The 24245-nt window shown below is 44.1% G+C and carries 18 protein-coding genes and 1 tRNA gene; 1 reads left to right on the top strand and 18 read right to left on the bottom strand.

The annotated features are described in order from the left end of the window. Positions 1-6: 6 nt before the first annotated feature. The 4 genes from AXE82_RS09610 to AXE82_RS09595 are packed head-to-tail and all read right to left on the bottom strand — an operon-like array spanning position 7 to position 3014. Positions 7-540 carry a pilus assembly protein PilP gene (locus AXE82_RS09610; protein ID WP_062334128.1) on the bottom strand — a complete coding sequence of 178 codons (534 nt, stop codon included), beginning with the start codon at positions 538-540 and terminating at the stop codon, positions 7-9. After that, positions 527-1288, bottom strand: coding sequence for a type IV pilus inner membrane component PilO (locus tag AXE82_RS09605; protein WP_062334126.1), 762 nt, complete (start codon positions 1286-1288; stop codon positions 527-529). Before AXE82_RS09605 ends, AXE82_RS09610 begins: the two co-directional genes overlap by 14 nt. Positions 1289-1290: 2 nt before the next feature. Further along, complete coding sequence (locus tag AXE82_RS09600) at positions 1291-1962, bottom strand: PilN domain-containing protein (protein WP_062334123.1); 672 nt, start codon at positions 1960-1962, stop codon at positions 1291-1293. Next, positions 1962-3014 carry a pilus assembly protein PilM gene (locus tag AXE82_RS09595; RefSeq protein ID WP_062334119.1) on the bottom strand — a complete coding sequence of 351 codons (1053 nt, stop codon included), beginning with the start codon at positions 3012-3014 and terminating at the stop codon, positions 1962-1964. The genes AXE82_RS09600 and AXE82_RS09595 overlap by 1 nt, the downstream gene beginning before the upstream one ends. 231 nt (positions 3015-3245) lie before the next feature. On the opposite strand from AXE82_RS09595, the gene AXE82_RS09590 reads away from it, so the two are divergent. Next, positions 3246-5975 (top strand): penicillin-binding protein 1A, encoded by a 2730-nt coding sequence (locus tag AXE82_RS09590; protein WP_062334116.1) that lies wholly within the window; start codon positions 3246-3248, stop codon positions 5973-5975. Positions 5976-6105: 130 nt separating this feature from the next. Here AXE82_RS09590 and AXE82_RS09585 read toward each other — a convergent pair whose 3' ends face one another. From AXE82_RS09585 to accD, 14 genes are all read right to left on the bottom strand, one after another. Further along, a complete protein-coding gene (locus AXE82_RS09585; RefSeq protein WP_062334113.1) occupies positions 6106-6624 on the bottom strand; it encodes a DUF6586 family protein in 519 nt (172 codons plus the stop codon). 86 nt (positions 6625-6710) lie between these two features. After that, complete coding sequence (gene rpoC, locus AXE82_RS09580; protein WP_062334110.1) at positions 6711-10940, bottom strand: DNA-directed RNA polymerase subunit beta'; 4230 nt, start codon at positions 10938-10940, stop codon at positions 6711-6713. Between the two features lie 143 nt (positions 10941-11083). Further along, complete coding sequence (gene rpoB / locus AXE82_RS09575) at positions 11084-15202, bottom strand: DNA-directed RNA polymerase subunit beta (protein WP_062334096.1); 4119 nt, start codon at positions 15200-15202, stop codon at positions 11084-11086. A gap of 537 nt (positions 15203-15739) precedes the next feature. Continuing rightward, positions 15740-16111 carry a 50S ribosomal protein L7/L12 gene (gene rplL, locus AXE82_RS09570; RefSeq protein WP_007116395.1) on the bottom strand — a complete coding sequence of 124 codons (372 nt, stop codon included), beginning with the start codon at positions 16109-16111 and terminating at the stop codon, positions 15740-15742. Between the two features lie 69 nt (positions 16112-16180). After that, positions 16181-16690, bottom strand: a complete 510-nt coding sequence (rplJ, locus tag AXE82_RS09565) for a 50S ribosomal protein L10 (RefSeq protein WP_062334094.1) — start codon at positions 16688-16690, stop codon at positions 16181-16183. A 298-nt stretch (positions 16691-16988) separates the two neighbouring features. Beyond that, positions 16989-17687, bottom strand: a complete 699-nt coding sequence (gene rplA, locus AXE82_RS09560; RefSeq protein WP_062334091.1) for a 50S ribosomal protein L1 — start codon at positions 17685-17687, stop codon at positions 16989-16991. After that, complete coding sequence (rplK, locus tag AXE82_RS09555; RefSeq protein ID WP_062334088.1) at positions 17688-18119, bottom strand: 50S ribosomal protein L11; 432 nt, start codon at positions 18117-18119, stop codon at positions 17688-17690. It lies immediately after the preceding gene. Between the two features lie 214 nt (positions 18120-18333). After that, positions 18334-18864, bottom strand: coding sequence for a transcription termination/antitermination protein NusG (nusG, locus tag AXE82_RS09550; RefSeq protein ID WP_062334085.1), 531 nt, complete (start codon positions 18862-18864; stop codon positions 18334-18336). A gap of 139 nt (positions 18865-19003) precedes the next feature. Continuing rightward, on the bottom strand, positions 19004-19471 hold the full coding sequence (gene secE / locus AXE82_RS09545) for a preprotein translocase subunit SecE (RefSeq protein WP_036597689.1): 468 nt from the start codon (positions 19469-19471) through the stop codon (positions 19004-19006). A 73-nt stretch (positions 19472-19544) separates the two neighbouring features. After that, positions 19545-19620 (bottom strand) — tRNA-Trp (locus AXE82_RS09540). Positions 19621-19693: 73 nt separating this feature from the next. Further along, positions 19694-20206 carry a DUF2726 domain-containing protein gene (locus AXE82_RS09535; protein WP_227713357.1) on the bottom strand — a complete coding sequence of 171 codons (513 nt, stop codon included), beginning with the start codon at positions 20204-20206 and terminating at the stop codon, positions 19694-19696. 146 nt (positions 20207-20352) lie between these two features. Then, positions 20353-21705: an SPOR and LysM peptidoglycan-binding domain-containing protein gene (locus AXE82_RS09530; RefSeq protein WP_062334079.1), complete on the bottom strand. Its 1353-nt coding sequence runs from the start codon at positions 21703-21705 to the stop codon at positions 20353-20355. 162 nt (positions 21706-21867) lie between these two features. Then, the gene (gene folC, locus AXE82_RS09525) at positions 21868-23217 is read right to left on the bottom strand and encodes a bifunctional tetrahydrofolate synthase/dihydrofolate synthase (RefSeq protein ID WP_082741460.1); all 1350 of its coding nucleotides are present in this window, start codon (positions 23215-23217) and stop codon (positions 21868-21870) included. 24 nt (positions 23218-23241) lie between these two features. Then, on the bottom strand, positions 23242-24147 hold the full coding sequence (gene accD / locus AXE82_RS09520; protein WP_050323991.1) for an acetyl-CoA carboxylase, carboxyltransferase subunit beta: 906 nt from the start codon (positions 24145-24147) through the stop codon (positions 23242-23244). Between the last annotated feature and the right edge of the window lie 98 nt (positions 24148-24245).

Raw genomic sequence — 24245 nt, 5'->3', positions numbered from 1 at the left:
TTTGTTTTATTGACTAACTGCGGCAACAATTGAGTTTGCTTTTTCGACATAGCCGACACGACTGTCTGGTATGATTTCAATTAAGTTAATTTGGGTTGGCGTAATCTCTGCAATACGCCCATCATTTTTACCCATATAATTACCCACTTTGACACTGGCAATCCCCCCATCTGGGCGTTGAACAAGACCATATACCTCGCCAGATGATGACACCATCGTACCTTTATAGGTAAGCTCATTCAACTCAAATTGTTCAAGCGGCTCTTTGAGTCGGGACACATCGGGTCTGACCCCTTGCATTTGCTGTATTTGATTGGCTTGCAGCATTAAACTTGGCGGCATAAATGGGCTACGCAGCTGTGAAGCACTGTAATTAAACTCTTGTACCACTTCGGGTGTCGGTGGTGGCTTTACCGGTTGCGCAGGCTGGTTACGGATTTCCTGCATTTGTTGCTCTGCCAAACCGACACGGTCGGTACAGCCAGATAAGAGGGCTAATAGCGCTAAGCAAATAGTGAGCTGTTTTTTATTTATCGCCATTATTTGCTTCCTTATTGTCAGACCCAGCTGGATTTTTTTGATTATCTTTTTGTGCCTTTTTCAATTCTTCTTCAGTTAACTCTTTTGAACGATAAGTTTTAACGTTCAAAACAAGATTGGTTTCTGGTAGCTTGTCTAGGCTAGGACTAGGGTTGGCAACTTCAAAGTCATGCAGGGTAATAATGCGAGGTAATTTAGCAAGACCACTAATGAATGACCCAAATTGGTGATAATCTCCTAAAGCGGCAATACGAATTGGCTGCTCAATAAAGAACTCTTGGGACACTTCAGGTTCAACTTTGATATCCTGAAATTTGACATTACTGCCCACACCAACCATATTTATCCCATCTACTAGGTCAGAAATACGGGTGTCTTTGGGTAATTGATTGAGCAGTTCTTTAAAATCAGACTGCATTTTTAATACTTGCGCTTGATATTCTTTTAAATGACGCGCTTTGGATTCTTTTTGGCGATATTGATCGAGCAAGGTTTGCTGCTCGGCTTCGGCAGCGGCAATCTCCTCACGTTTGGTACTAATCGGTAAAAACCAAGTTAAAAAGGCGATAACAGCGACCATAAATAGCAAGACGGTAACCTTAACAGGCACAGGCCAGCTACCATAATTATTTTGGTCTAGGGATTTAAAGCTCTCGGCGAAGGCTTTAACATCAAACGATTTTTTTGCGGTAATGTGAACGGGTTTTTTGACAAGTCTCGGTCTTTTTAGCGGATTGGTTAATTTCACCGTTATTTCTCCTTACTCGCACTTGCCGCAACGCCACTTGCAGCGGTGGCACTGGCGATGTCGGTTTGCTTAACCATGGTTGTTACCACAAAAGTCACGTAATTGGCTTCTGGTAATGTTGCGCTGGTACTGCTAGCGCTGATGTTACCGGCAGCAGGCGTGGGTGTGGGGGCTTGATAAGCCACTGCATTGGGCTGCTGTATACTGACCACCGCCGATTTTTCTAACCACTGCGTCCCATCAAGACTGCGCATAAATGTTGAAATCACATTCGGGTTGTCGGCTTGACCGGTAAAGGTGATGGTATCAGCTTCTCGCTTCATACTGGTCAAATACATTTGTGCGGGGATAATTCTGGCAATATCGTCCCAAATACGAACAGGGACAGGGCGACGACCTTGCAAGTCTTGAATCACTTTCATACGCGCGATGATATCATCACGCTGCTGCTCAAGGGTTTGGATTTCTTTTAACGCCTTGTCTAAATTAGCGTTTTCTTGTTTGATGCGTTCATTAGCAAGCTGCTGGTTTTCTAGGGTGTTTTTATAGTAACTCCATGCCGCAAAGGCACCAAGTAGTGATAATAATAATACCGCAACCACTAAAGTCATAAACTCACGGTTTCTTTGTTCACGAAGTTCTTGACGCCAAGGAAGTAAGTTAATCTTTGCCATTAATCAAAACTCCGTAACGCCAAGCCACAAGCCGCCATCAAGCTTGGCGCGTCCATAATCAGTAATTCAGTGTTGATATGGTTATTAATCGTCATATTTGAAAATGCATTGGCAATACCTGTGCGAGTACCAAGTTTTTGTTCAACCATGCTTGCTAGACCCGCAATGCTGGCACTACCCCCACCCAACAAAATATACTCTACTTGGCTATTTTGGCTGGATGAAAAATAAAACTGCAGCGAGCGGGTGATTTGCTGCACAATGGCATCTAAAAATGGCATTAACACATCCGTATAGTAATCATCTGGCAATGACAGGGTGCGCTTATTAATCATCGCCTCCTCGAATGTCAAACCATAACGACTTTGAATACTTTCAGTTAACTGGGCGCCACCAAAAAGCTGTTCACGGCTGTATACAAACTCCCCGTCTTTTGCAATATAAAGCGTGGTTTGGCTATGCCCGATATCAATGAGGGCTACATGCTGAGGTTGACCTGGCAAGCTATCGACCATCAATTGAAAGGCACGTTCAACTGCGTAAGCCTCTACATCCACAATTTTAGTTTCCAGTCCCGCTAAAGCACCTGCATCGACACGCTGGTCGACGTTTTCAGTGCGAGAGGCAACTAACAATACCTTACACATATCAGGCGTGGCTGCAGGCCCTATCACTTCAAAATCTAAATTCACTTCGGATAAAGGATAGGGAATATATTGGTCAGCATCCAGACGGATACGAGATTCTCTTTCAAGCTCTGTGAGATCCGCTTCCATCTCAATAATTTTGCTAATAACCGAAGACCCTGATACGGCTGTCGCGATATGTTTACTAGAAAAACCGCGACCACGGGATAATCTTGCGAGGGCGTCACTGACCGCGTCAATATCTACAATATTTTTATCCACAACTGCACCGCGGGGTAACGGTTCAATGCCGTAATTTCTTAAGTGAAATAGACCTTGCTGCCGTGTTATTTCAACCATTTTTATCGCAGTGGTGGTGATATCTACCCCAACGACTAGCTTGTTGTTTTTTGTAAATAACCTCACAAGTTTGTTCCTTGTATACTAAGTTCGGTAACGTGATTTTTACTATGCTACAATACTTTAGAAACTCTCGATATTCAACCTTTAGTTAGCTTTAGTTAGCTTTAGTTAGCTTTAGTTAGGACTAATTTATTAGCTAGTTTAAAAACAATATAAAAGCAAAATAGATTTTTCACAGAACTCAAATTTTTTTAGGTATAATGGGGCTTTATTTTGCTTTGAGCTAATGACTTTATGACCCAGTCGACTGCTGCTACCTTTACTTGGATGAAATTTTTACTCAATCTCTTGGTTGCAATTTTAGCGTTTGTTTTTATTTTGATATTAGCTTTCCCCATCGGTTTTTATGGTATGGCGATGTATATATCACCTAGCCTGCCAAGCTTAGATGACCTTAAAAAAGCCAAGCTGTCAATGCCACTACAAATCTATACCGAGGACAACCAATTAATTGGGCAATACGGTAATGATATGTCTCTGCCAGTGAGTTATGAGCAAATCCCCAAAAATATGGTGAATGCTTTTTTAGCAGCCGAAGATTCGTCATTTTTTCAGCACAGTGGTATCAGTATTAAAGGCATTGGGCGCGCACTGACCGAAGCGGTGAGCGACGACGATAGCCAGACAGGTGGGTCGACGATTACCCAACAGGTTGCCAAAAATTATTTTTTATCCTCCGAACGTACCCTTAATCGTAAATTAACGGAGTTATTTTTAGCCCGCAAAATTGAAGAAAAGCTGTCTAAACTAGACATCATGACCTTATATGTTAATAAAATCTATTTGGGTCAAGGTGCGTATGGGATTAAAGCCGCCGCTAAGCAATACTATAGTAAATCATTGAATAACCTAACCATTGCAGAAATGGCAATGATTGCCGGTCTGCCAAAAGCGCCATCTAAATACAATCCTGTTGCCAACCCTGAGCGCGCGTTAGAGCGGCGTAACTGGATTTTGGGTCAGATGCTTAAAAATGGCGCAATTAGCCAAGCGCAACACGACGAAGCGGTTGCCGCACCTATTGGACTGCGCCTATACCAAGCAAAACTTGATAAAAACTTACCGTATTTGGCGGAAATGACCCGTGCCTCATTGGTAGAAAAATATGGCGAAGCTGTCATCAATTCGGGCTGGCGTGTGAAACTTACCATTAATAGTGAAGCACAAGAAATTGCAGAAAACGCCATTAAACGCGGTTTATTTGCCTATGATCGCCGCCACGGTTGGCGTGGCGCTCCTGCTAATACAAAAGATAAAGAAAAACCTGGCAAGCTTGCCAATTTCCCGGTTATCCATTCTTTTTATCCGGTTGAAGTCACCAAAGTCTATCCTGGCAATGGCTTTGATGCGGTCATGAAAGACGGTACTCAGATTAAAGTGCCTTGGTCAAACATGCGCTGGGCGACCCTGCACTATCGCAATCCAAATTCAGCATTTATCTCCAACAACATCGTCAATCTGCATGATATTGTGTATGTCACATCAAATGCTGACAACAGCAGCTGGAGCTTGGTGCAAATTCCAGCCGTTGAAGGCAGCCTGGTATCTGTCAATCCAGAAACTGGCGCGTTAGTTGCGGTCGTTGGTGGCTTTGATTTTAATAAAAGTAAATTTAACCGCGCCATTCAAGGCTATCGCCAACCAGGCTCAACCATCAAGCCATTAATCTACACCGCTGCCCTTGAAAAAGGCTTTAGCCCAGATACCATGATATCTGATGATCCGTTGACCATCGGCTCATGGAAACCCAAAAACTCAGACGGTCGCAATTTGGGGATGATTCCACTGCGTAAAGGTTTATACCTATCACGTAACCTAGTATCAATTCGGGTACTACGTTCAGCGGGTATCTCCGATACGCGTGAGCTACTTAATGAGTTTGGGTTGGAAAAAGAACGCATGCCAAACACGTTATCATTGGCACTCGGTTCGGGTGAAGCAACTCCACTACAGATGGCGACGGGCTATGCGACCTTTGCCAACGGCGGTCACCGTATTCAACCTTATTTTATTCAGCAAATTTTTGACTACAGCGGTAAGCTGCTATACCAAGCCAACCCAAAACAAGCCTGTGCGGTATGCTTTAACAATGATTTACAGCAAACCAATGAAGACAACCTAACCGCCTTCCAAAAACAACGAGCTGCCTTGTTAAGTGGTCAGAGTGGCGACGCTGAAGCGGGCGATAAAGCGACTGAAAAATCGGATTTATTCAACGCAAACCCACTGGCTAAAACCAAAGAACAAGACAGTTTAGACAAACAAGATAAGAAAAAACTTAGCAAAGAAGAAGCGGCATTAGAAGCCAGCACTCAGCAAATGCTAGCACGCCAAGCGTCCCTTGAAGCGCAGTTATATGATGCAGGTCCCGATACCGATAAGCTGAAACCCATGCCTATTCAGTATATGCCAGCGCAGCAAGCGCCGCGTATTATTTCTTCTAACGTGGCATTTCAAATGGCGAATATCTTACGTGATGTCATCCAGCGCGGTACCGCGATTAAGGCGCGGGCATTAGGTCGCTCAGATGTAGGTGGCAAGACAGGTACTACCAATGATGCCAAAGATGCGTGGTTTGCTGGTATCCACCCTAGAATGGTGACGACAGTTTGGGTCGGTTTTGACCAACCTATCGGTATGGGTAAAAAAGAATTTGGTGGCGTGGCGGCGCTACCCATTTGGTTGGATTTCACCTCTAAAATGCTCAAAGGTCAACCTGTGGAATGGGTGTCAGTCAATAATCGCGCCAAATCCAAAAAACAAGAGCAGGAAACCATTGAGCTGACTGACAATGGGACTAGACGCGTCGATAGCAAGGGCAATGAAATCACCAGTGACGACAGTAAACCCCCGCAAGCGGTTACCCAAAAACGCCCTGAGGAACAAGCATCCGTGCCGATGCCAACGACGGGTAACAATATTAACTACGCTCAGTTAAATAACAATAAACCACTGAACCAATGAGCCGTTAATAAACCTTAGTTTATAAACCCTAATAAAAAAGCTCGATTAATTATCGAGCTTTTTTTATGATCTTTGATAAGTATTAAAGTCGTAAGCACCAAGTTAATAAATACCAAAATTGATTAACTGATTAAAACTCAATCATCCCTTCTCGCAAACTATCAATGGTATCCACCAAATCACCACGCCATTGGCGAATCATATCGACTGAAATATTGGTACTTGATGGACTTGCCATAACATCAATCACTGGCAGTTTGGCATTTTTATTGCTTTCATCACTCTCATTGCCGAGGTTTTGGGGCACAGGCTTATAGATAATTTGCTGCCATGCTTTTTCGATATCTCCCAAATAATCATTAGCTAATAGTTGCTTTAACCGCATGACTTCAGGCGACACTTGGGTTTTAGTTTCCAACGCATCACTAATTGATTGCAGACTCGGGTTTGGCATAGTTAAATTATAATAGCGCGCTATTTCTTGTAAAAATGCCAAATACCCGCCGTACAAATGCATGAGCGCGCTTTCAATATGCGCCTCTTGTAACTGACCCTTCTGGGTCTGCTCAGCTTGCTGACAATAAATTCGGCAAAAATACATTTTTTGATTGGTTCTATCTGCTTGATAACGTGCAACACGACCTGCCATAGTTTTTCCTTAGACATTTGATACGGATATTTTGATGAAAAAAAAGGTCAGTTGCAAGCACTGACCTTTTTATGACTAATTAATAATTATTTTGCATCTTGGCTATTAAACTCTTCAGCAAATTGGTCTTCAAATGACATTGACGCAGGTTCCATGGTTTCAGCAAACAAGGTGTCTAACGCTTCTAACTGGTTTTCACCAGCCTCTGCCGCGGTTGTTTTACCACCCTCTAGACGCTGTGCATGGTAAGCTAAACCAGTACCTGCTGGTACCAAACGACCTACTACCACGTTTTCTTTTAGACCACGTAAGTCATCAATCTTGCCAGTAACCGCTGCCGCCGTCAATACACGGGTTGTCTCTTGGAATGACGCCGCGGAAATAAAGCTTTCAGTTGCCAATGACGCTTTGGTGATACCGAGCAATAAACGTTCAAACTTGACTGGGAATTTGTTTTCTTCTTCGAGTTTTTTGTTCGTGGCTACGATATCAGCGTATTCAGCTTGGTCACCTTTAAAGTAACTTGAGTCGCCGCCATCGGTAATTTCAACTTTACGCAGCATCTGACGAATAATCACTTCAATATGCTTGTCGTTGATTTTTACCCCTTGTAAGCGGTAAACGTCTTGTACTTCATTGACGATGTAGTTGGCAAGCTCAGTTTCACCTTTTAAGCGTAAGATATCGTGTGGGTTTTGTGGACCATCGGCAATTACCTCACCACGCTCAACACGTTCACCCTCAAACACGTTGATTTGACGCCATTTTGGAATCAACTCTTCATGCACTTCGCCATCATCATTGGTAATGATAAAGCGGTTTTTACCTTTGGTTTCTTTACCAAAGCTTACTGTACCACTCATTTCCGCCATGATCGCATGGTCTTTTGGACGACGCGCTTCAAATAAATCAGCAACACGCGGTAGACCACCGGTAATATCTTTGGTACCTGATGACTCTTGTGGTACACGACCTAAAATCGAACCTGTTGTTACTTCATCGCCTTCACGCACACGAATGATGGTTTGCTGTGGTAAGAAATACACCACTTCTTTACCCTCTTTGGTATCAAGGATAATCGCAGGACGCAAATCTTTACCCGAGCTTGGGCGGTCTTTGGTTGCCAAGATTTCGTATGAGCTCATACCTGTTGCTTCATCGATTTTCATGGTGGCTGTTAAACCATCGGTGATTTCGCTAAAGCGTGCGGTACCTGATACCTCGGTAATAATTGGATGGGTATGCGGATCCCATTTAGCAATGGTTTGACCTGGGGTAACTTCGGTGCCATCAGCCACTAAAATTGACGAACCATACGGTGCTTTATAGCGTTCACGCTCACGGCCCAATTCATCAGTAATACTAACTTCTGCAGAGCGAGAAACTACCACCAAATGACCATCGGCATGGCTCACAGATTTCAAGTTTTGGAAGCGAACAGTACCGCCTTTATTAACCTGAATGCTGTTTTCTACAGCGGCGGCACTCGCGGCACCACCCACGTGAAAGGTACGCATGGTAAGCTGGGTACCTGGCTCACCAATTGATTGCGCCGCCATAACACCCACAGACTCACCAATATTGACGCGGTGACCACGTGCTAAGTCACGACCATAACATTGTGAACAGACGCCATGTGGCACTTCACAAGTAATCACTGAACGCACCCAAACTTCGTCAATACCATGTTCATCAAGTACTTTTACCCAATGCTCATCAAGCAAGGTACCTAGTGGAATGGCTAGTTCGCCTGTTTTATTTGACACCACATCTTTAGCAGTCACACGACCTAAAACGCGGTCAGCCAATTGCTCAATGATTTCACCACCCTCAATGTGCGGCTTCATCAAGATACCTTTATCGGTACCACAATCAGGCTGGGTGATAACCAAATCTTGCGCAACGTCAACCAAGCGACGGGTTAAGTAACCTGAGTTTGCGGTTTTTAGTGCCGTATCAGCTAGACCTTTACGGGCACCGTGCGTCGAGATAAAGTACTGTAAAACGCTTAAACCTTCACGGAAGTTGGCTTTAATTGGGGTTTCAATAATCGAGCCGTCTGGTTTTGCCATCAGACCACGCATACCTGCCAACTGACGAATCTGTGCGGCACTACCACGCGCCCCTGAATCCGACATGATATAAATCGAGTTAAACGATTTTTCTTTTTCCGTTTCACCTTGGCTGTTGATAACGGTATCTTGTGATAGGTTATCCATCATCGCTTTGGCGATTTGGTCATTGGTACGTGACCAAATATCAATAACTTTGTTATAACGTTCACCTGCGGTCACGAAGCCTTGTTCAAACTGGCTTTCAATTTCACGAACTTCTGCATCAGCCGCTTCGATGATTTTGTTTTTGGTAGGTGGAATGAGCATATCTTCCATGCCAATCGATACACCTGACAGCGTCGCTTGGGCAAAACCCAAATACATCAATTGGTCAGCAAACATAACGCTGTCTTTCACGCCCATTTTGCGGTAGCAAGAATTGATAAGGCGAGCGATGTTTTTCTTGGTCATCTCTTTGTTGACTTCGTCAAAGCTCATACCTTTTGGGGTGATATTCCAAATCAAGCAGCGACCCGCAACGGTGTCAACCATTTTGGTAACGGTATTGCCATTGCCTTCTTCGTCATACGTGGTTTCTTCAATACGTACTTTAATTTTGGCATTGACGCTTAAATCACCGGTACCTAGCGCGCGATACACTTCTTTCACGTTTGAGAAAGTCATGTTTTCGCCTTTAGCATTGATGTGCGAACGGCTGATGTAATATAGCCCCAATACCACGTCTTGTGATGGCGTGATAATTGGCTCACCATTAGCAGGTGACAAGATGTTGTTGGTTGACATCATCAAGGCACGGGCTTCAAGCTGGGCCTCCAAAGTTAACGGTACGTGTACCGCCATTTGGTCACCATCAAAGTCGGCGTTGAACGCGCTACAAACTAGCGGATGTAGCTGAATCGCTTTACCTTCAATCAGTACAGGTTCAAATGCTTGTAAACCCAAACGATGGAGGGTCGGTGCACGGTTTAGTAGCACTGGGTGTTCACGAATCACGCTGGCAAGCATATCCCACACTGCCGGTTCTTCACGCTCAACCATTTTCTTAGCGGCTTTGATAGTGGTCGCGATGCCATTTTGCAAAAGTTTGGCATAAGTAAAGGGTTTGAACAGTTCAAGTGCCATTTTTTTAGGCAAGCCACATTGGTGTAGACGCAGGTATGGGCCCACGGTAATGACCGAACGACCTGAATAGTCGACACGTTTACCCAGTAAGTTTTGACGGAAACGACCTTGTTTACCTTTAATCATGTCAGCTAAAGATTTCAAAGGACGTTTATTGCTACCTGTAATCGCACGACCACGGCGACCATTGTCAAGCAGCGCATCTACTGACTCTTGTAGCATACGTTTTTCGTTACGCACGATGATGTCAGGCGCATTGAGCTCTAACAAACGTTTTAAACGGTTGTTACGGTTAATGACGCGGCGGTATAAGTCATTTAGGTCTGAAGTGGCAAAACGACCCCCTTCAAGCGGTACCAATGGACGCAAATCGGGTGGCAATACAGGTAACACCGTCATTACCATCCACTCAGGCTTGTTGTTTGAATCACGGAATGACTCAAGCAATTTTAGACGTTTTGACATTTTTTTAAGTTTGGTTTCTGAACCGGTATTCGGAATTTCTTCACGTAACTGGTCGATTTCCAAATCCACGTCAATATCACGCAGCAAGTCTTGAATCGCTTCAGCACCCATTTTTGCGGTGAATTCATCACCAAACTCTTCAAGTGCTTTGAAGTAATCTTCATCATCGAGCAACTGATATTTTTCAAGGGTAGTTAAACCTGGGTCAGTCACTACATAGCTTTCAAAATACAGTACACGCTCGATATCACGCAAAGTCATATCAAGTAATAGACCGATACGGCTTGGTAATGATTTTAAGAACCAAATATGCGCAACTGGGCTTGCCAGCTCAATGTGACCCATACGATCGCGGCGTACTTTAGCGGCGGTCACTTCAACGCCACATTTTTCACAGATTACGCCTTGGAATTTACGGCGTTTGTATTTACCACACAAGCATTCGTAGTCTTTAACAGGTCCAAAAATTTTGGCACAAAAAAGACCATCACGTTCTGGTTTGAAAGTACGATAGTTGATGGTTTCAGGCTTTTTAACTTCCCCATGCGACCAAGATTTGATAGTATCAGGTGAGGCAAGAGAAATTTGAATGCTGTCGAACTCTTGGTTACCAGAGTCGGCAGGGCTTTTCATGATGTCTAATAAGTCTTTCAAACTGCTTCTCCATCGATTAAATTGAAAGCCGATACAGATTGACTTTCAATTTAAGGTTAATTTTTATTCGTTTGTCATTAACAAGGTAAACTATTGAGTTTGAGTATGGTGACGTTTAAAGCCACCCTACTTACAATCATGGCTTAGTTTTTACTTTTGCTATGATCTTTTAACTCAATGTTAATACCCAATGACTTAATCTCTTTGGTCAATACGTTGAACGATTCTGGCATACCGGCTGACATGCTTTGTTCGCCATCGACGATGTTTTTATACATGCGGGTACGACCTTCCACGTCATCGGATTTCACCGTCAACATCTCTTGCAATGTATAAGCAGCACCGTAAGCTTCAAGTGCCCACACTTCCATCTCACCGAAGCGCTGACCACCAAACTGGGCTTTACCACCCAATGGCTGCTGGGTAACCAGTGAGTAAGAACCCGTTGAACGTGCGTGCATTTTGTCGTCAACCAAGTGGTTGAGTTTGAGCATGTACATATAACCCACGGTTACAGGACGATCAAATTGTTGACCGGTACGACCATCAAACAATACTTGCTGACCTGAGGTTGGCATACCTGCTAATTCTAGCAAGCCTTTGATTTGCTGTTCTTTAGCGCCATCAAATACTGCCGTACCCATTGGTACGCCTGCACGTAGATTTTTTGACATAGTAATGATTTCCTCATCACTGAGGCTGCCTAAGTCCACTTGCTCGCCGCCAATTTGGTTATAAATTTTGTCTAAGAAATCACGCAACTCAGCAACTGCCGCTTGTTGTTTGATCATCTCGTCAATTTTGATACCCAAACCACGTGCTGCACCGCCTAAGTGCGTTTCTAAAATCTGACCGACATTCATCCGCGATGGTACGCCTAGTGGGTTTAGTACCACATCCACTGGATTACCGTTTTCATCGTATGGCATGTCTTCAATCGGCATGATACGTGATACCACCCCTTTGTTACCATGACGACCCGCCATTTTGTCACCGGGTTGAATACGACGTTTTACTGCCAAGTACACTTTGACGATTTTTTGAACGCCATGCGTTAAGTCATCACCTGCCGTTAATTTGCGTTTTTTCTCAGTGAATTTTTCATCGATTTCTTTTTGTTTATCGGTTAAAAAGTCACCAATTTGTGATAAACGCTCTGCGGTATCTTCTTGGGTTGGCTGAATATCAAGCAATGTTTCAAGCGACATATCTTGCATTGAGTCTTCACTCAACACCGTACCTGATTTTAAGCCCGCGCCACCACTGACAGTTTGACCGTCAAGCAATGAAATAATGCGACCGCGTGCGGCGTTTTCAAAGATACGCAATTCTTCTTTTAAGTCTTTACGATAGCTATCAAGCTGGGCTTTTTCGATAGCTTGTGCACGGCTGTCTTTTTCTACACCATCGCGGGTAAAGACTTGTACGTCAATCACCGTACCTTTGGTAGAAGAAGGCACGCGTAACGACGTATCTTTCACGTCCGCGGCTTTTTCACCGAAAATTGCACGAAGTAGTTTTTCTTCAGGGGTGAGCTGCGTTTCACCTTTTGGTGTCACTTTACCCACCAAGATATCGCCACCTTGTACTTCGGCACCAATATAGACGATACCTGCTTCATCTAGATTAGCTAGGGCTGCCTCACCCACGTTTGGAATATCGGCAGTGATTTCTTCCGTACCCAATTTGGTATCACGCGCCACACAGGTCAATTCTTGGATATGAATGGTGGTAAAACGATCTTCTTTAACCACACGCTCAGATAACAAAATCGAGTCTTCGAAGTTGTAGCCGTTCCAAGGCATGAACGCCACACGCATGTTTTGACCCAATGCCAACTCACCCAAATCGGTTGATGGACCATCAGCCAAGATATCCCCGCGCGCAATGACATCACCTTGGTTGACGATAATGCGTTGGTTAATGCAGGTGTTTTGGTTTGAACGGGTGTATTTGATTAAGTTGTAGATATCAATACCCGCTTCGCCCGCTTGCATTTCATCTTCATTCACTTTTACAACGACACGGCTCGCATCCACATCCATAATGACGCCGCCACGTTTGGCAGTCACACACACACCTGAGTCACGGGCAACGTGACGTTCCATACCTGTACCAACCAGTGGTTTATCCGACCGTAAAGTGGGTACCGCTTGGCGCTGCATGTTTGAACCCATCAAGGCACGGTTGGCATCATCATGTTCCAAGAATGGAATCAAGCTGGCTGCCACAGATACAACCTGACGCGGTGATACGTCCATATGGGTCACTTTCTCTGGTGCCATACGCACAAACTCACCATAGTTACGCACAGAGACATAATCTTCTGTCAACTGACCGTTTTCATCAATCGGCGAATCCGCTTGTGCAATTACAGTGCCCACTTCTTCAATCGCTGATAAGTACTCGATTTCATCCGTCACTTTACCGTCGACTACTTTACGATACGGGGTTTCTAAGAAACCAAATTCATTGGTTTTAGCATAGACGGCTAGTGAGTTGATCAGACCGATGTTTGGACCCTCAGGGGTTTCAATCGGACACACACGACCATAATGGGTTTGGTGTACGTCACGCACTTCAAAGCCTGCACGTTCACGTGTTAAACCACCTGGACCTAATGCAGAAACACGACGCTTATGGGTAATTTCTGACAGTGGGTTGTTTTGATCCATGAACTGTGACAATTGTGATGAACCAAAGAACTCTTTAATAGCGGCTGCCACAGGTTTTGAGTTGATTAAATCTTGTGGCGACAAGTTATCTGTTTCAGCTGAGCTTAAACGCTCTTTAACAGCACGCTCGACACGGACTAAACCCACACGAAATTGATTTTCTGTCATCTCGCCAACTGAACGGACACGGCGGTTACCTAAATGGTCAATATCGTCCACCACCCCACGACCATCACGAATTTCAATCAACATTTTTAATACGTCAATAATATCTTCGTTGGTCAATACACTGCGTTCACGCTGCACATCAGGGTCATTGGTGGGCTCATAGACCCGGCCCAAACGACGGTTGAACTTCATGCGACCGACGTTTGATAAATCATAGCGATCCGGGTTAAAAAACATCGATTCAAACAGTTTTTCAGCCGTATCGAGTGTTGGTGGCTCACCTGGGCGCATCACTTTGTAGATTTCAATCAACGCTTCTTCACGGCTCATCGCCGTATCCGCGCGCAGTGTATCGGCGATGTATGAACCATGATCGATATCGTTAGTGAATAAAATATCAAATTCTTTAATGTCGTTATTGCTGATTTTGACCAAAGTCTCGTGATCGAGCAATTGGTTAGCGCGTGCAATGACTTCACCATCCACCACGATATCTTGTGCCAAAATGCGTTCATACAAGTATTCATCAGGCACAGGTAATCTAGTCATACCGGCTTGTTCGATTTTACGAATCGCGCGCGCATTAATACGTTTGCCCTGTTCGACAATCACCTCACCCTCAGGTGAAACGATTTCAAACTGCGCCATTTCACCGCGTAAACGCTCAGTGACAAGATCGATTTCAAATTGCTCATCACCCTTATACACATGGGTTTTTTCATAAAACGCATCTAAAATCTGTTGCGTATTCATCCCAATGGCATGCAAAATCACCGTTGCCAGTAATTTACGGCGGCGGTCAATACGAGCAAATACCAAGTCTTTGGCATCAAATTCAAAGTCTAACCATGAACCACGGTAAGGAATAATACGGGCGTTATACAGCACTTTACCACTTGAATGTGATTTGCCTTTGTCATGGTCAAAGAATACCCCTGGTGAACGGTGTAGTTGCGATACGATGACACGCTCAGTACCATTAATCACGAAAGTACCGTTTTCAGTCATCAATGGAATTTCACCCATATAGACGCTTTGCTCACGGATATCTTTAATTGCCGCTTTAGCATCTTTGTCTTTAACATCTTTGTCTTTGATGACCAAACGGATTTTGACACGTAATGGCGCGGCATAGGTTGAACCACGTAAAATACATTCGCGCACATCAAACTCTGGTGTACCTAGATAGTATTCAACAAATTGTAGCTCGGCATTGCCAGTGTGGCTTTCAATAGGGAAAATAGAATTAAAAGCGGCTTGTAAACCAATGTTTTCCCGACCTTTTGGCTTTTTATTTTCTTGCAAAAATTGCTCATACGAGTCAACTTGGATGGCCAATAAGTATGGCACGTCCATGACGGTGGGCAACTTTGCAAAACTTTTACGAATGCGTTTTTTTTCAGTATACGAGTATGCCATTAAAAGTCCTTAAACATTCAAAGCGTTAATGCCTACCCATCTATTAATACTTCAGTGCACTGATACTACTGTGCACTGATAAAGCCACAAATCACCACATTTCCTGTTAGGAAATTAACTTTTTTGCGCACTTATTAACGATGGAATCTATTTTTAAAAGATTTGATGACCCAATTCTTACAATCTTAAGTCACCAACTTAAATCCAATTTCCTAACGGAAATCTTAAAACCTTGCTCAATCAGCGGATAAGTTAATCATCACAGGATGCATAACCTAATCAGCGCTATAATATAAAATCGATACAAACAAAAACTGGAGATACGACAAAAAGCCAAACACCTTTGGGGTATTTAGCTAAAGTTTTTTACGCATTACCAGACTTTCTAACTTGCATGGAACAATTCTGTCCTTGGTGCGTGTGCCATCTTATGTTCAATCAGACACGAAAGGTCAAGAGAATGATTATAATAAAAAAAAGCCATTATTGCAAGTGCGATAATGGCTTTTTGAAGGTTAGAGAACTTAAGTGCGAGAATTATTTCAATTCTACTGATGCACCTGCTTCTTCTAATTTTTTCTTCAATTCTTCAGCTTCAGCTTTCGCTACGCCTTCTTTAACTGTTTGTGGTGCGCCTTCAACTAGGTCTTTAGCTTCTTTTAAGCCCAAGCCAGTGATTTCGCGAACTGCTTTAATAACAGCTACTTTCTTGTCGCCAGCGCCAGTTAATACAACGGTGAAGTCGTCTTTTTCTTCTGCTGCAGGCGCGTCACCGGCAGCTGCAGGTGCTGCTGCTAGTGCAGCGGCTGATACGCCAAATTTTTCTTCCATTGCAGAGATAAGATCTACAATTTCCATTACTGATTTTTCAGCGATTGCATCAAGAATTTCTTGGTTAGTTAATGCCATGATGTGTGTTCCTAAATAAGTGAATTTGGTTTAAAAAATGCTAAGCGTAGCTAAGTTTGCTTAAACAAATTAAGCGGCTTCGCCTTCGCCTTGCATTTTGTCGCGTAATGCTGCCAAAGTACGAACAAGTTTGCCTGCAGCGGCTTCTTTCATCGTACCCATTAAGCGCGCAATCGCTTCGTCGTAAGTTGGTAAGCTTGCTAAACGATCGATATCTTTAGCAGCGATAAACTCGCCTTCAAAAGCTGCACCTTTAATTTCAAACTTATCGTTTGTTTTAGCAAATTCTTTGAACAAACGTGCCGCAGCACCTGGATGTTCAGTTGAGAATGCGATAAGTGTTGGACCAACAAATACGTCATTTAACACAGTGTAGTTAGTGTCTTCTAACGCACGACGTAATAAAGTATTACGCACGATACGCATATCAACACCCGCTGCACGAGCTTCTTTACGTAGCTGGGTCATTTTACCTACTGTTACGCCACGAGCATCGGCAACAACAGCAGAAAGGGCACCTTTGGCAGATTCACTTACTTCAGCAACAATCGCTTGTTTGTCTTGAAGATTTAATGCCATGGGTTGTCTCCATATTATCAGTTTCCTAGTTATGATTAACTTAGGGAACCAATAAACCTAGTTAATATAATAAGTTAAAGTACAACTTATTATCACTCCGATACGGTGGCAGTCAATGATAAATTAAACTGCCATCCCGTCTGCGTAGGCTGTGAAAAACTTTCACAATTAAACTATTTATGATTAAACCAATAGAATTATGATTAAACCAATAGAACCTACGGTCTTAGACAGCACAACCCGTTTGTGCTGAACTAAATTTAAAATATGTTAAAAATCTACCATTAAGCGTTAACGCTTAGGCATTGCGATAAGGAACTGCATCTAAGCTGATGCCAGGACCCATCGTGCTTGATAAGGTGATTTTCTTGATGTAAATACCTTTTGAGGTCGCAGGTTTTGCTTTTTTCAAATCAGCGATTAATGCAGACGCATTTTGCTCGATTTGTTCGGCGCTAAAGCCTACTTGACCAATCGTGGTATGGATAATACCTGCTTTATCAACACGGTAAGTTGCCTGACCTGCTTTAGTGTTTTTAACCGCTTCAGCAACGTTAGGAGTAACTGTACCTACTTTAGGGTTTGGCATTAAGCCACGTGGACCTAAAATTGTACCTAATTGACCGACAACGCGCATTGCATCAGGCGACGCAATTACAACATCAAAGTCCATGTTACCCGCTTTGATGCTTTCCGCTAGGTCTTCAAAACCTACGATATCAGCACCCGCTTCTTTTGCGGCATCAGCTGCTGCGCCTTGGGCAAATACGGCAACGCGTTTGGTTTTACCGGTACCTGCAGGTAGGTTGGTAGCACCACGAACCACTTGGTCAGATTTACGTGGGTCAACGCCTAGATTGATAGCAATATCGATTGACTCTTTGAATTTTGCTGGTGGCAATTTGTTTAGAATTTCTACCGCTTCAGCCAATGTGTATTGTTTGTTCGCATCATAGCTTTCAGCGATTGCTTTTTGACGTTTAGTTAATTTAGCCATTTACACACCCTCCACGTCAATACCCATTGAGCGAGCAGTACCCGCCAATGTGCGAACCGCAGATTCTAAGTCAGCAGCAGTTAAGTCAGCGTTTTTGGTGTTAGCAATTTCTTCTAACTGTGCACGGTCGACTTTACCTACTTTAGTTTTGTTCGGTACGCCTGAACCTTTAGCAGCACCTGCAGCTTTGCGAATTAAGAACGCCGCTGGTGGTGATTTCATGATGAAGGTGAACGATTTGTCGTTGTAAACAGTGATTTCAACGGGAACAGGTAGACCTGGTTCCATGCTAGAAGTAGCTGCGTTGAACTCTTTACAGAATGCCATGATGTTCACACCTTTTTGACCCAATGCTGGACCAATAGGTGGTGATGGATTAGCTTTACCAGCTGGCACTTGTAGTTTGATGTAACCATCAATCTTTTTAGCCATGATAGACTCCTGTTATGGGTAATAGCGCTAGACTCCCATTCATCGAATGGCTATCTGGCTCCCCGGGTGATATTGTCAATCTTGCAGACAACAGAAAAAATAAAGTGCCATATTATAAGCGAATTTTTACTTAGGTAAAGCAAAAATTGCTAAATTTGGCACTTAGTTACAATTTTAGGGCTAAAAACCCATAAAAAAGAAAATCTAGCAAAAATTAGTTAATTTTTTCTACTTGCTTAAACTCTAGCTCAACCGGTGTTGGACGGTTAAAGACATTGACGGTTAACTGTAAGCGTGATTTTTCATAATCCACTTTTTCTACCAAGCCTCTAAACTCGGTAAACGGACCATCGATGACCAACACCTCTTCACCTGGCTCAAATAAGGTTTTTGGACGCGGTTTATTTTCGTTGGTATTTAAACGATTTAAAATGGTATCGGCTTCTTTTGGGGTAATGGGTGCAGGATTTTCTGGCGTACCGCCAATAAAACCCATCACACGTGGACAGTCTTTCACTAAGTGCCATGTGTTGTCGTTCATATCCATTTCAATCAATACGTAACCTGGGAAGAATTTACGCTCAGATTTGCGTTTTTTGCCATCCCGCATTTCGATAACTTCTTCGGTTGGGACGAGTACTTGACCAAACGAATCTTTGTATTCACTGCGATTGATACGTTCAATCAATGAACGCTGCACTTGTTTTTCAAAGCCTGAAAATGCTTGTACGATATACCAACGCATGGATAATCTTCCTCTAATTCATTGCTAAACACATCGCCTACTATACCAAATATGAGCAATGCAGGTAAAATATTGATATTGCTAGATAGATAAAAACCCACAAATGTGGGTCAAATAAAAGGGTTTGGCTAAATTTTTACTATTGACCAATGACGTATTGAATCAATTGGCTAAATACGGTATCTAATAACCACACGATAAAGGCTAATATCCCAGCCACTACTGCAACTTGCCAAGTGTATTCCAGGGTTTCTTGTTTGCTCGGCCAAGTCACACGGCGCAATTCAACGCGGGAATCTTGCAACAGTGTCTTAAAAGCACTGCCTTGGTTGGTCAATGCCAGTGCCAATAATGCAGCAATGATTAGTCCAGCAATAACAGCCACGCGCGTCCATAAACTGCTAGCGGGTTGCCAATATGCGGGTAAATATTGATTAACTAAAGTTGCGCTGATTAATGCGACAAAAGCAAAAATCCACAGGGCAAAATCTTTAGGGGAGTGTCGTTTGGCAATCTCAATAGCAGCAGGTTCGTGGACAACCACTTTTTCACCAGACATCCTTTTGCCATTGAGCTCTGCTAGTTTGTTCTCTAGCATTTGTTTCATAAGGCTGCCCTGTCTATCATTAAAACGTATTTTATTATTGGAATACAGCGTATACGCTAACCTAACTAAAATGTGGCAGGCGATGAGGGACTCGAACCCCCAACATTCGGTTTTGGAGACCGACGCTCTACCAATTGAACTAATCGCCTATGTTGAGTTTGAGTATTATAGCGAGTTTTTTTTTGAATGCAACACTTTCTACGGTTTTTTGCGATTTTAATCTTAGCTTAGCACCGCTAAGATTTTGCGGCGTAAATGCGCCGCATCCGGCATGGCTTCCCCATCGATTCGTAATATCGGAATGCCGGCGCTCAACAGCGCTTTGTCTTTTTTTTCATCTTGCTGCTGACGGCGGCGAGTGTTGTGCGTCCAGTCGTCTAATTCAATTGCCAATAGTACGGTTTGCTTGTCTTGATCAACCAGCACATAGTCAACACTCATACGGCAAATACGATTAAACCAAAAGCCTTGGTCAGTATCGTCATCGTCATTTGGCATGATAATACGCGATAACTGTACTTGCCCAAAAATAATCAGCTCAGGCACTGCTTGCTGCAAGCGATTAAAAAATATCACTTCGGTCGGCGTCATGATTGGCATCGGCTCAAACGGCCATACCGCTAATTCATCCCCCCGAACGGGCTTAATAACCTCTTGACGGCTACTACCACTACTGCGAAAGGCAAACACTAACAGGATAAACACCACAAACGCTAACACTAAAAAAATTGTCACACTAACCACACACTCGTATTAATAGGATAACTACCACAAGGCAGCATTATTCCTCTATTGGGTGATTTTCACAAGCGCATAAATAAATAACGCGACACAAAATGTCGCATTATTTGGATAGTTTGGCTTTAAAAGGTCAAATAGGCTTACCAGTATAGCACCCAGCCGCTATTGACATCCACACGGCTATCGTTATTGAGCTTGTCTTTGAGCGCCAAGGCAGCGACTTTGCCTTTTTCTGGACCTACGACGATACGTACACCTTTACTCGTTTGGGTGGTTTTGACTTTGTAGCCTGCCGCTTGTAATTTTTGGGTGATTTCACTGGCTTTTTTTTGGTCGGTTGCCAATGCAACTTGTACCCCAAACGTACCTTTAGCATCCGTTTCTTTTACCGTTTGACGCGCCTGCCTTAAATTGTCTTGTGCCGCTTGGAATGCTTGTTTTTTCTGGGCTTGCTGCTGAGCTTCTGATTTTTTCTGGGCGATTTCTTGTTGACGTTTTTGCTCTTTTAACTGCTCTTTTAACTGGGATTCTTGCTTTTTGCGAGCGATTTCCTGCTGTTTTTGCTGCTCTTTTTGCGCGGCTTCTTGTTTTTTACGGGAGACTTCTTGCTGCTGCTCTAGTAGCGCCTGTTGCTTTTTTTGTTCAGCTTCTTGTCTTTTGCGAGTAATCTCATTTTGACGTTGTTGCTCTCGCGCTTGGGCTTGCTGGGTAATACGGTTGACTTGTGCCGCAGTCGGGATGGTGATAGTTTGCCCGACACGTAAGCTGCTGGTGGGTTTGAGATTATTGACGCTTGCCAATACGTCGACTGGCACATTGTAGCGACGTGACAACCCTATCAACCCCTCGCCTGCCTTCACTTGATAGGCACCAGGATTGCTAGGGGTGGCTTTTGCCGCGGGCTGCGGCTGTGCGACGACGGGTGCTGCCACCGTGGGCTTTGGCGTAGCTGCTTGTACTTTAGTTTGCGCAGCGCTTCGAGTTTGCGCAGCGTTTTGGGTCTGTGCGGTATTTTGTACGCTATTGGGTACTGCAACTTGCGTTTGTGGTGGTGCGGCGACCTTGTCAACGGGTCGGGGCTTTACCACAGGTTGGGTAATCGCGGTCACTGAGCTGGCAACCACCGAACTGGTATTGGCGGCATTTTTATTGGCATACAGTTGATTTTCAGCACGGCTACGCGCTAGAGCTTCGGCTTCAATCCGCTGTTGCTCGGTCATGTATTGCTGGGCTTGTTGTTCTTGTGCAGCGACCCGTTGCTCCCGTTCTTTTTGTTTTTGCGCCAGTAAATTTTTTTCAGTTGCGATATCCGCGGTGAGTGGCTCGTTGCTGATTGCTGATTGCTTATCTGTCATGGGTTTAGCGATAACTTGTTGGCTATTGGCTGCAGGTTTGGCAGGCGCGTTCAAGACTTGGTGCATAGTGGCATATAACAACACGCTACCGCCTAACAATACCGTTGTACCCAATAATGCTTGCTTAGAAAATTTCATGCCAATTACCCTAGTGTGTATGTCTTGATAAATGATTTTTTCAACCTATAAAAATCAACGAATTTTGACTAATCATAGCAAAATTCGCGTTAGCAGTTTTTACCATTGTTGAGATATTAACTGAAAATTTTGAAAAGTAAAATCATTTGACGCACAAATTCGTTATTCACTGAGTGATTGGCTGGTCAGTACACCGCTGATGGTATAAAAAGAGCCACACACCAAAATCAGGTCATTATCTTGGCTGTGGTCAATCACCGATTGGGTCGCCAAATTCAAATCCTCAAAAATAGATACAGCTTTAAAATAGCGCGGTAACAGCTCAGTTAAGCGCTCTTGGCTACTGGCTCTAGGGTGAGATATAACGCCGCTGTGAACACTGTCAATCGGCATCACCGTCTGGGAGAATTGCTGTAGCTGCGCGAGTACAGGCTCGATGTCTTTATCAGCAAGCATGGATATGACCAAATGCAATTTGGCGGTTGGATGCTGGCGTTGGTAAGCATGTACATACGGCGTCAACTGTTTGAGCAAAAACTGCATCCCATGCTCATTATGGGCAACATCAAACACCCATTGGCGAGCTGACATGCGTCTGCTGTCAAAACGCCCAGCCAATTTTACCTTCGGTAACGCAGCTTGGATGTGGTCTTGGATTATGGTTAATGGGCTGGCTAAGAGCGCGGTGATAGCCGTTGCAGTATTGTGCAAAGACAAATTGGGGATAGGTAACGATAAAGTCACCGCGTTATTGCTATATTGCCATGTCGCTGCATCGTCAGTATGTCGATAGCCATAATCTTTGCCATACTGTAGCAAATGGGCATGGTGCCGTGCCATCAAAGGCGGGATGGTCGAGGGCATATCGGTTTCACCATACACCAATGTGATGTTATTACGCAAAATACCGGCTTTTTCTGCAGCGATTTTTTCACGGGTGTCGCCAAGCCATTCGACATGGTCGATACCCACATTGGTAATGACCGCAAGGTTTGGCTCGATAACATTGACGACATCGAGGCGACCGCCTAACCCCACCTCCAACACCCAGACATCACAGTGGTTTTGGGCAAAAATCAAAAACGCGGCAAGCGTCGTCATTTCAAAAAATGACAGTGTCAACCCACAATCAATCCTCGCCTGCTCGATTTTGGCAAACGCATCAATCAAAGTTTGGTCATCGACCATTTCTCCATTGATTCTGACACGCTCGTTAAACACCAGTAGATGCGGCGATTGATACAAAGCGGTTTTATAGCCCGCTTGTTGACAAATCTTGGCAATAGTGGCGGTGGTTGAGCCTTTGCCATTGGTGCCTGCCACAGTAAATACAAAGGCATCGGTTTGCGTTATACCCAATGCTTGAAATACGGGTATCACCCGCTCAAGCCCCATATCAATCGCGGACACATGGATGCCTTGCATATAGCTTAGCCACTCGGTTAACGAGCTTAAAACGCTAGGCGGCAATCGGGATGGTGAGAGTGCGGCGGGTAAGCTTGACTGTTGCATGGATAAAACCGTGATAATAATGAATTAGTGAGCCTGACGAAAATAGGTCATTTTTTTGAGTAAGCGATGAATCGTTTCTTTCATTTGTAAACGATGAACGACCTGATCGACCACACCATGCTCTACCAAAAACTCAGCGCGCTGGAAGGGCTCGCCCAGTACCTCGCGAACGGTTTGTTCAATCACCCGTTTGCCGGCAAAACCAATCATGGCTTTGGGCTCCGCCAAATGGATATCGCCTAACATCGCAAGCGATGCTGTCACGCCGCCATACACAGGGTTGGTCAGTACCACAATATAAGGAATATTGGCGTGTTTGAGTTTCTCAATCGCTGCGGCAGTACGCGCCATCTGCATGAGGGATAACAAGCCCTCTTGCATACGGGCGCCACCCGATGCGGCAAAACACACCAGTGGGATTTGTTCTTTGAGCGCCGTCTCGGCAGCGAGCACAAATCGATCGCCTACCACAGAGCCCATGGAGCCACCCATAAAAGCAAAATCAAACGCACAGGCAACCACGGGTAGCCGCTGGAGTTTACCTTTCATGACGATAAGCGCTTCGGTTTCGCCCGTCTTGGCTTGCGCTTCGCTCATCCGTGTTGGGTAAGGTTTGCTATCGACAAAGTCTAATGGATTGCCTGCTTGGTACTGCTGCCCTAGCTCGTCATCCACTTGGTCAAAAAACCAGTTCAGACGCGTGCGGGCGGTCATGCTAAGATGTTCATCACACGATGGGCAGACGTAATTATTAAAAATCAGCGCCGTATTGGTGATGATTGAATTACAGTTGGGACATTGAGTCGATGGTTCGGTCTCAACCGCCGTCAGTATTTGCTTGGCACGCGGCTTGATGGTGGGTAATGGGCGTTTTAACCAAGTTTCTTCCAGTGTCTGTCCCATCGGTTGAGGCTTCATATCAGTGCTCATAATAAGTCCCTATTAACAGTGCAATTTAACAGTGCCATTGAATAGTAGTTTTTTGAGTGTACAAGTACAAACTCATTTTATAATGCGTATGCTAACTG

Source organism: Moraxella osloensis, assembly GCF_001553955.1.
In the GTDB taxonomy this organism is placed as follows: Bacteria; Pseudomonadota; Gammaproteobacteria; order Pseudomonadales; family Moraxellaceae; genus Faucicola; species Faucicola osloensis.
Note: the sequence above shows the minus strand (reverse complement) of the source record. Positions and strands in the feature narration are given on the sequence as shown.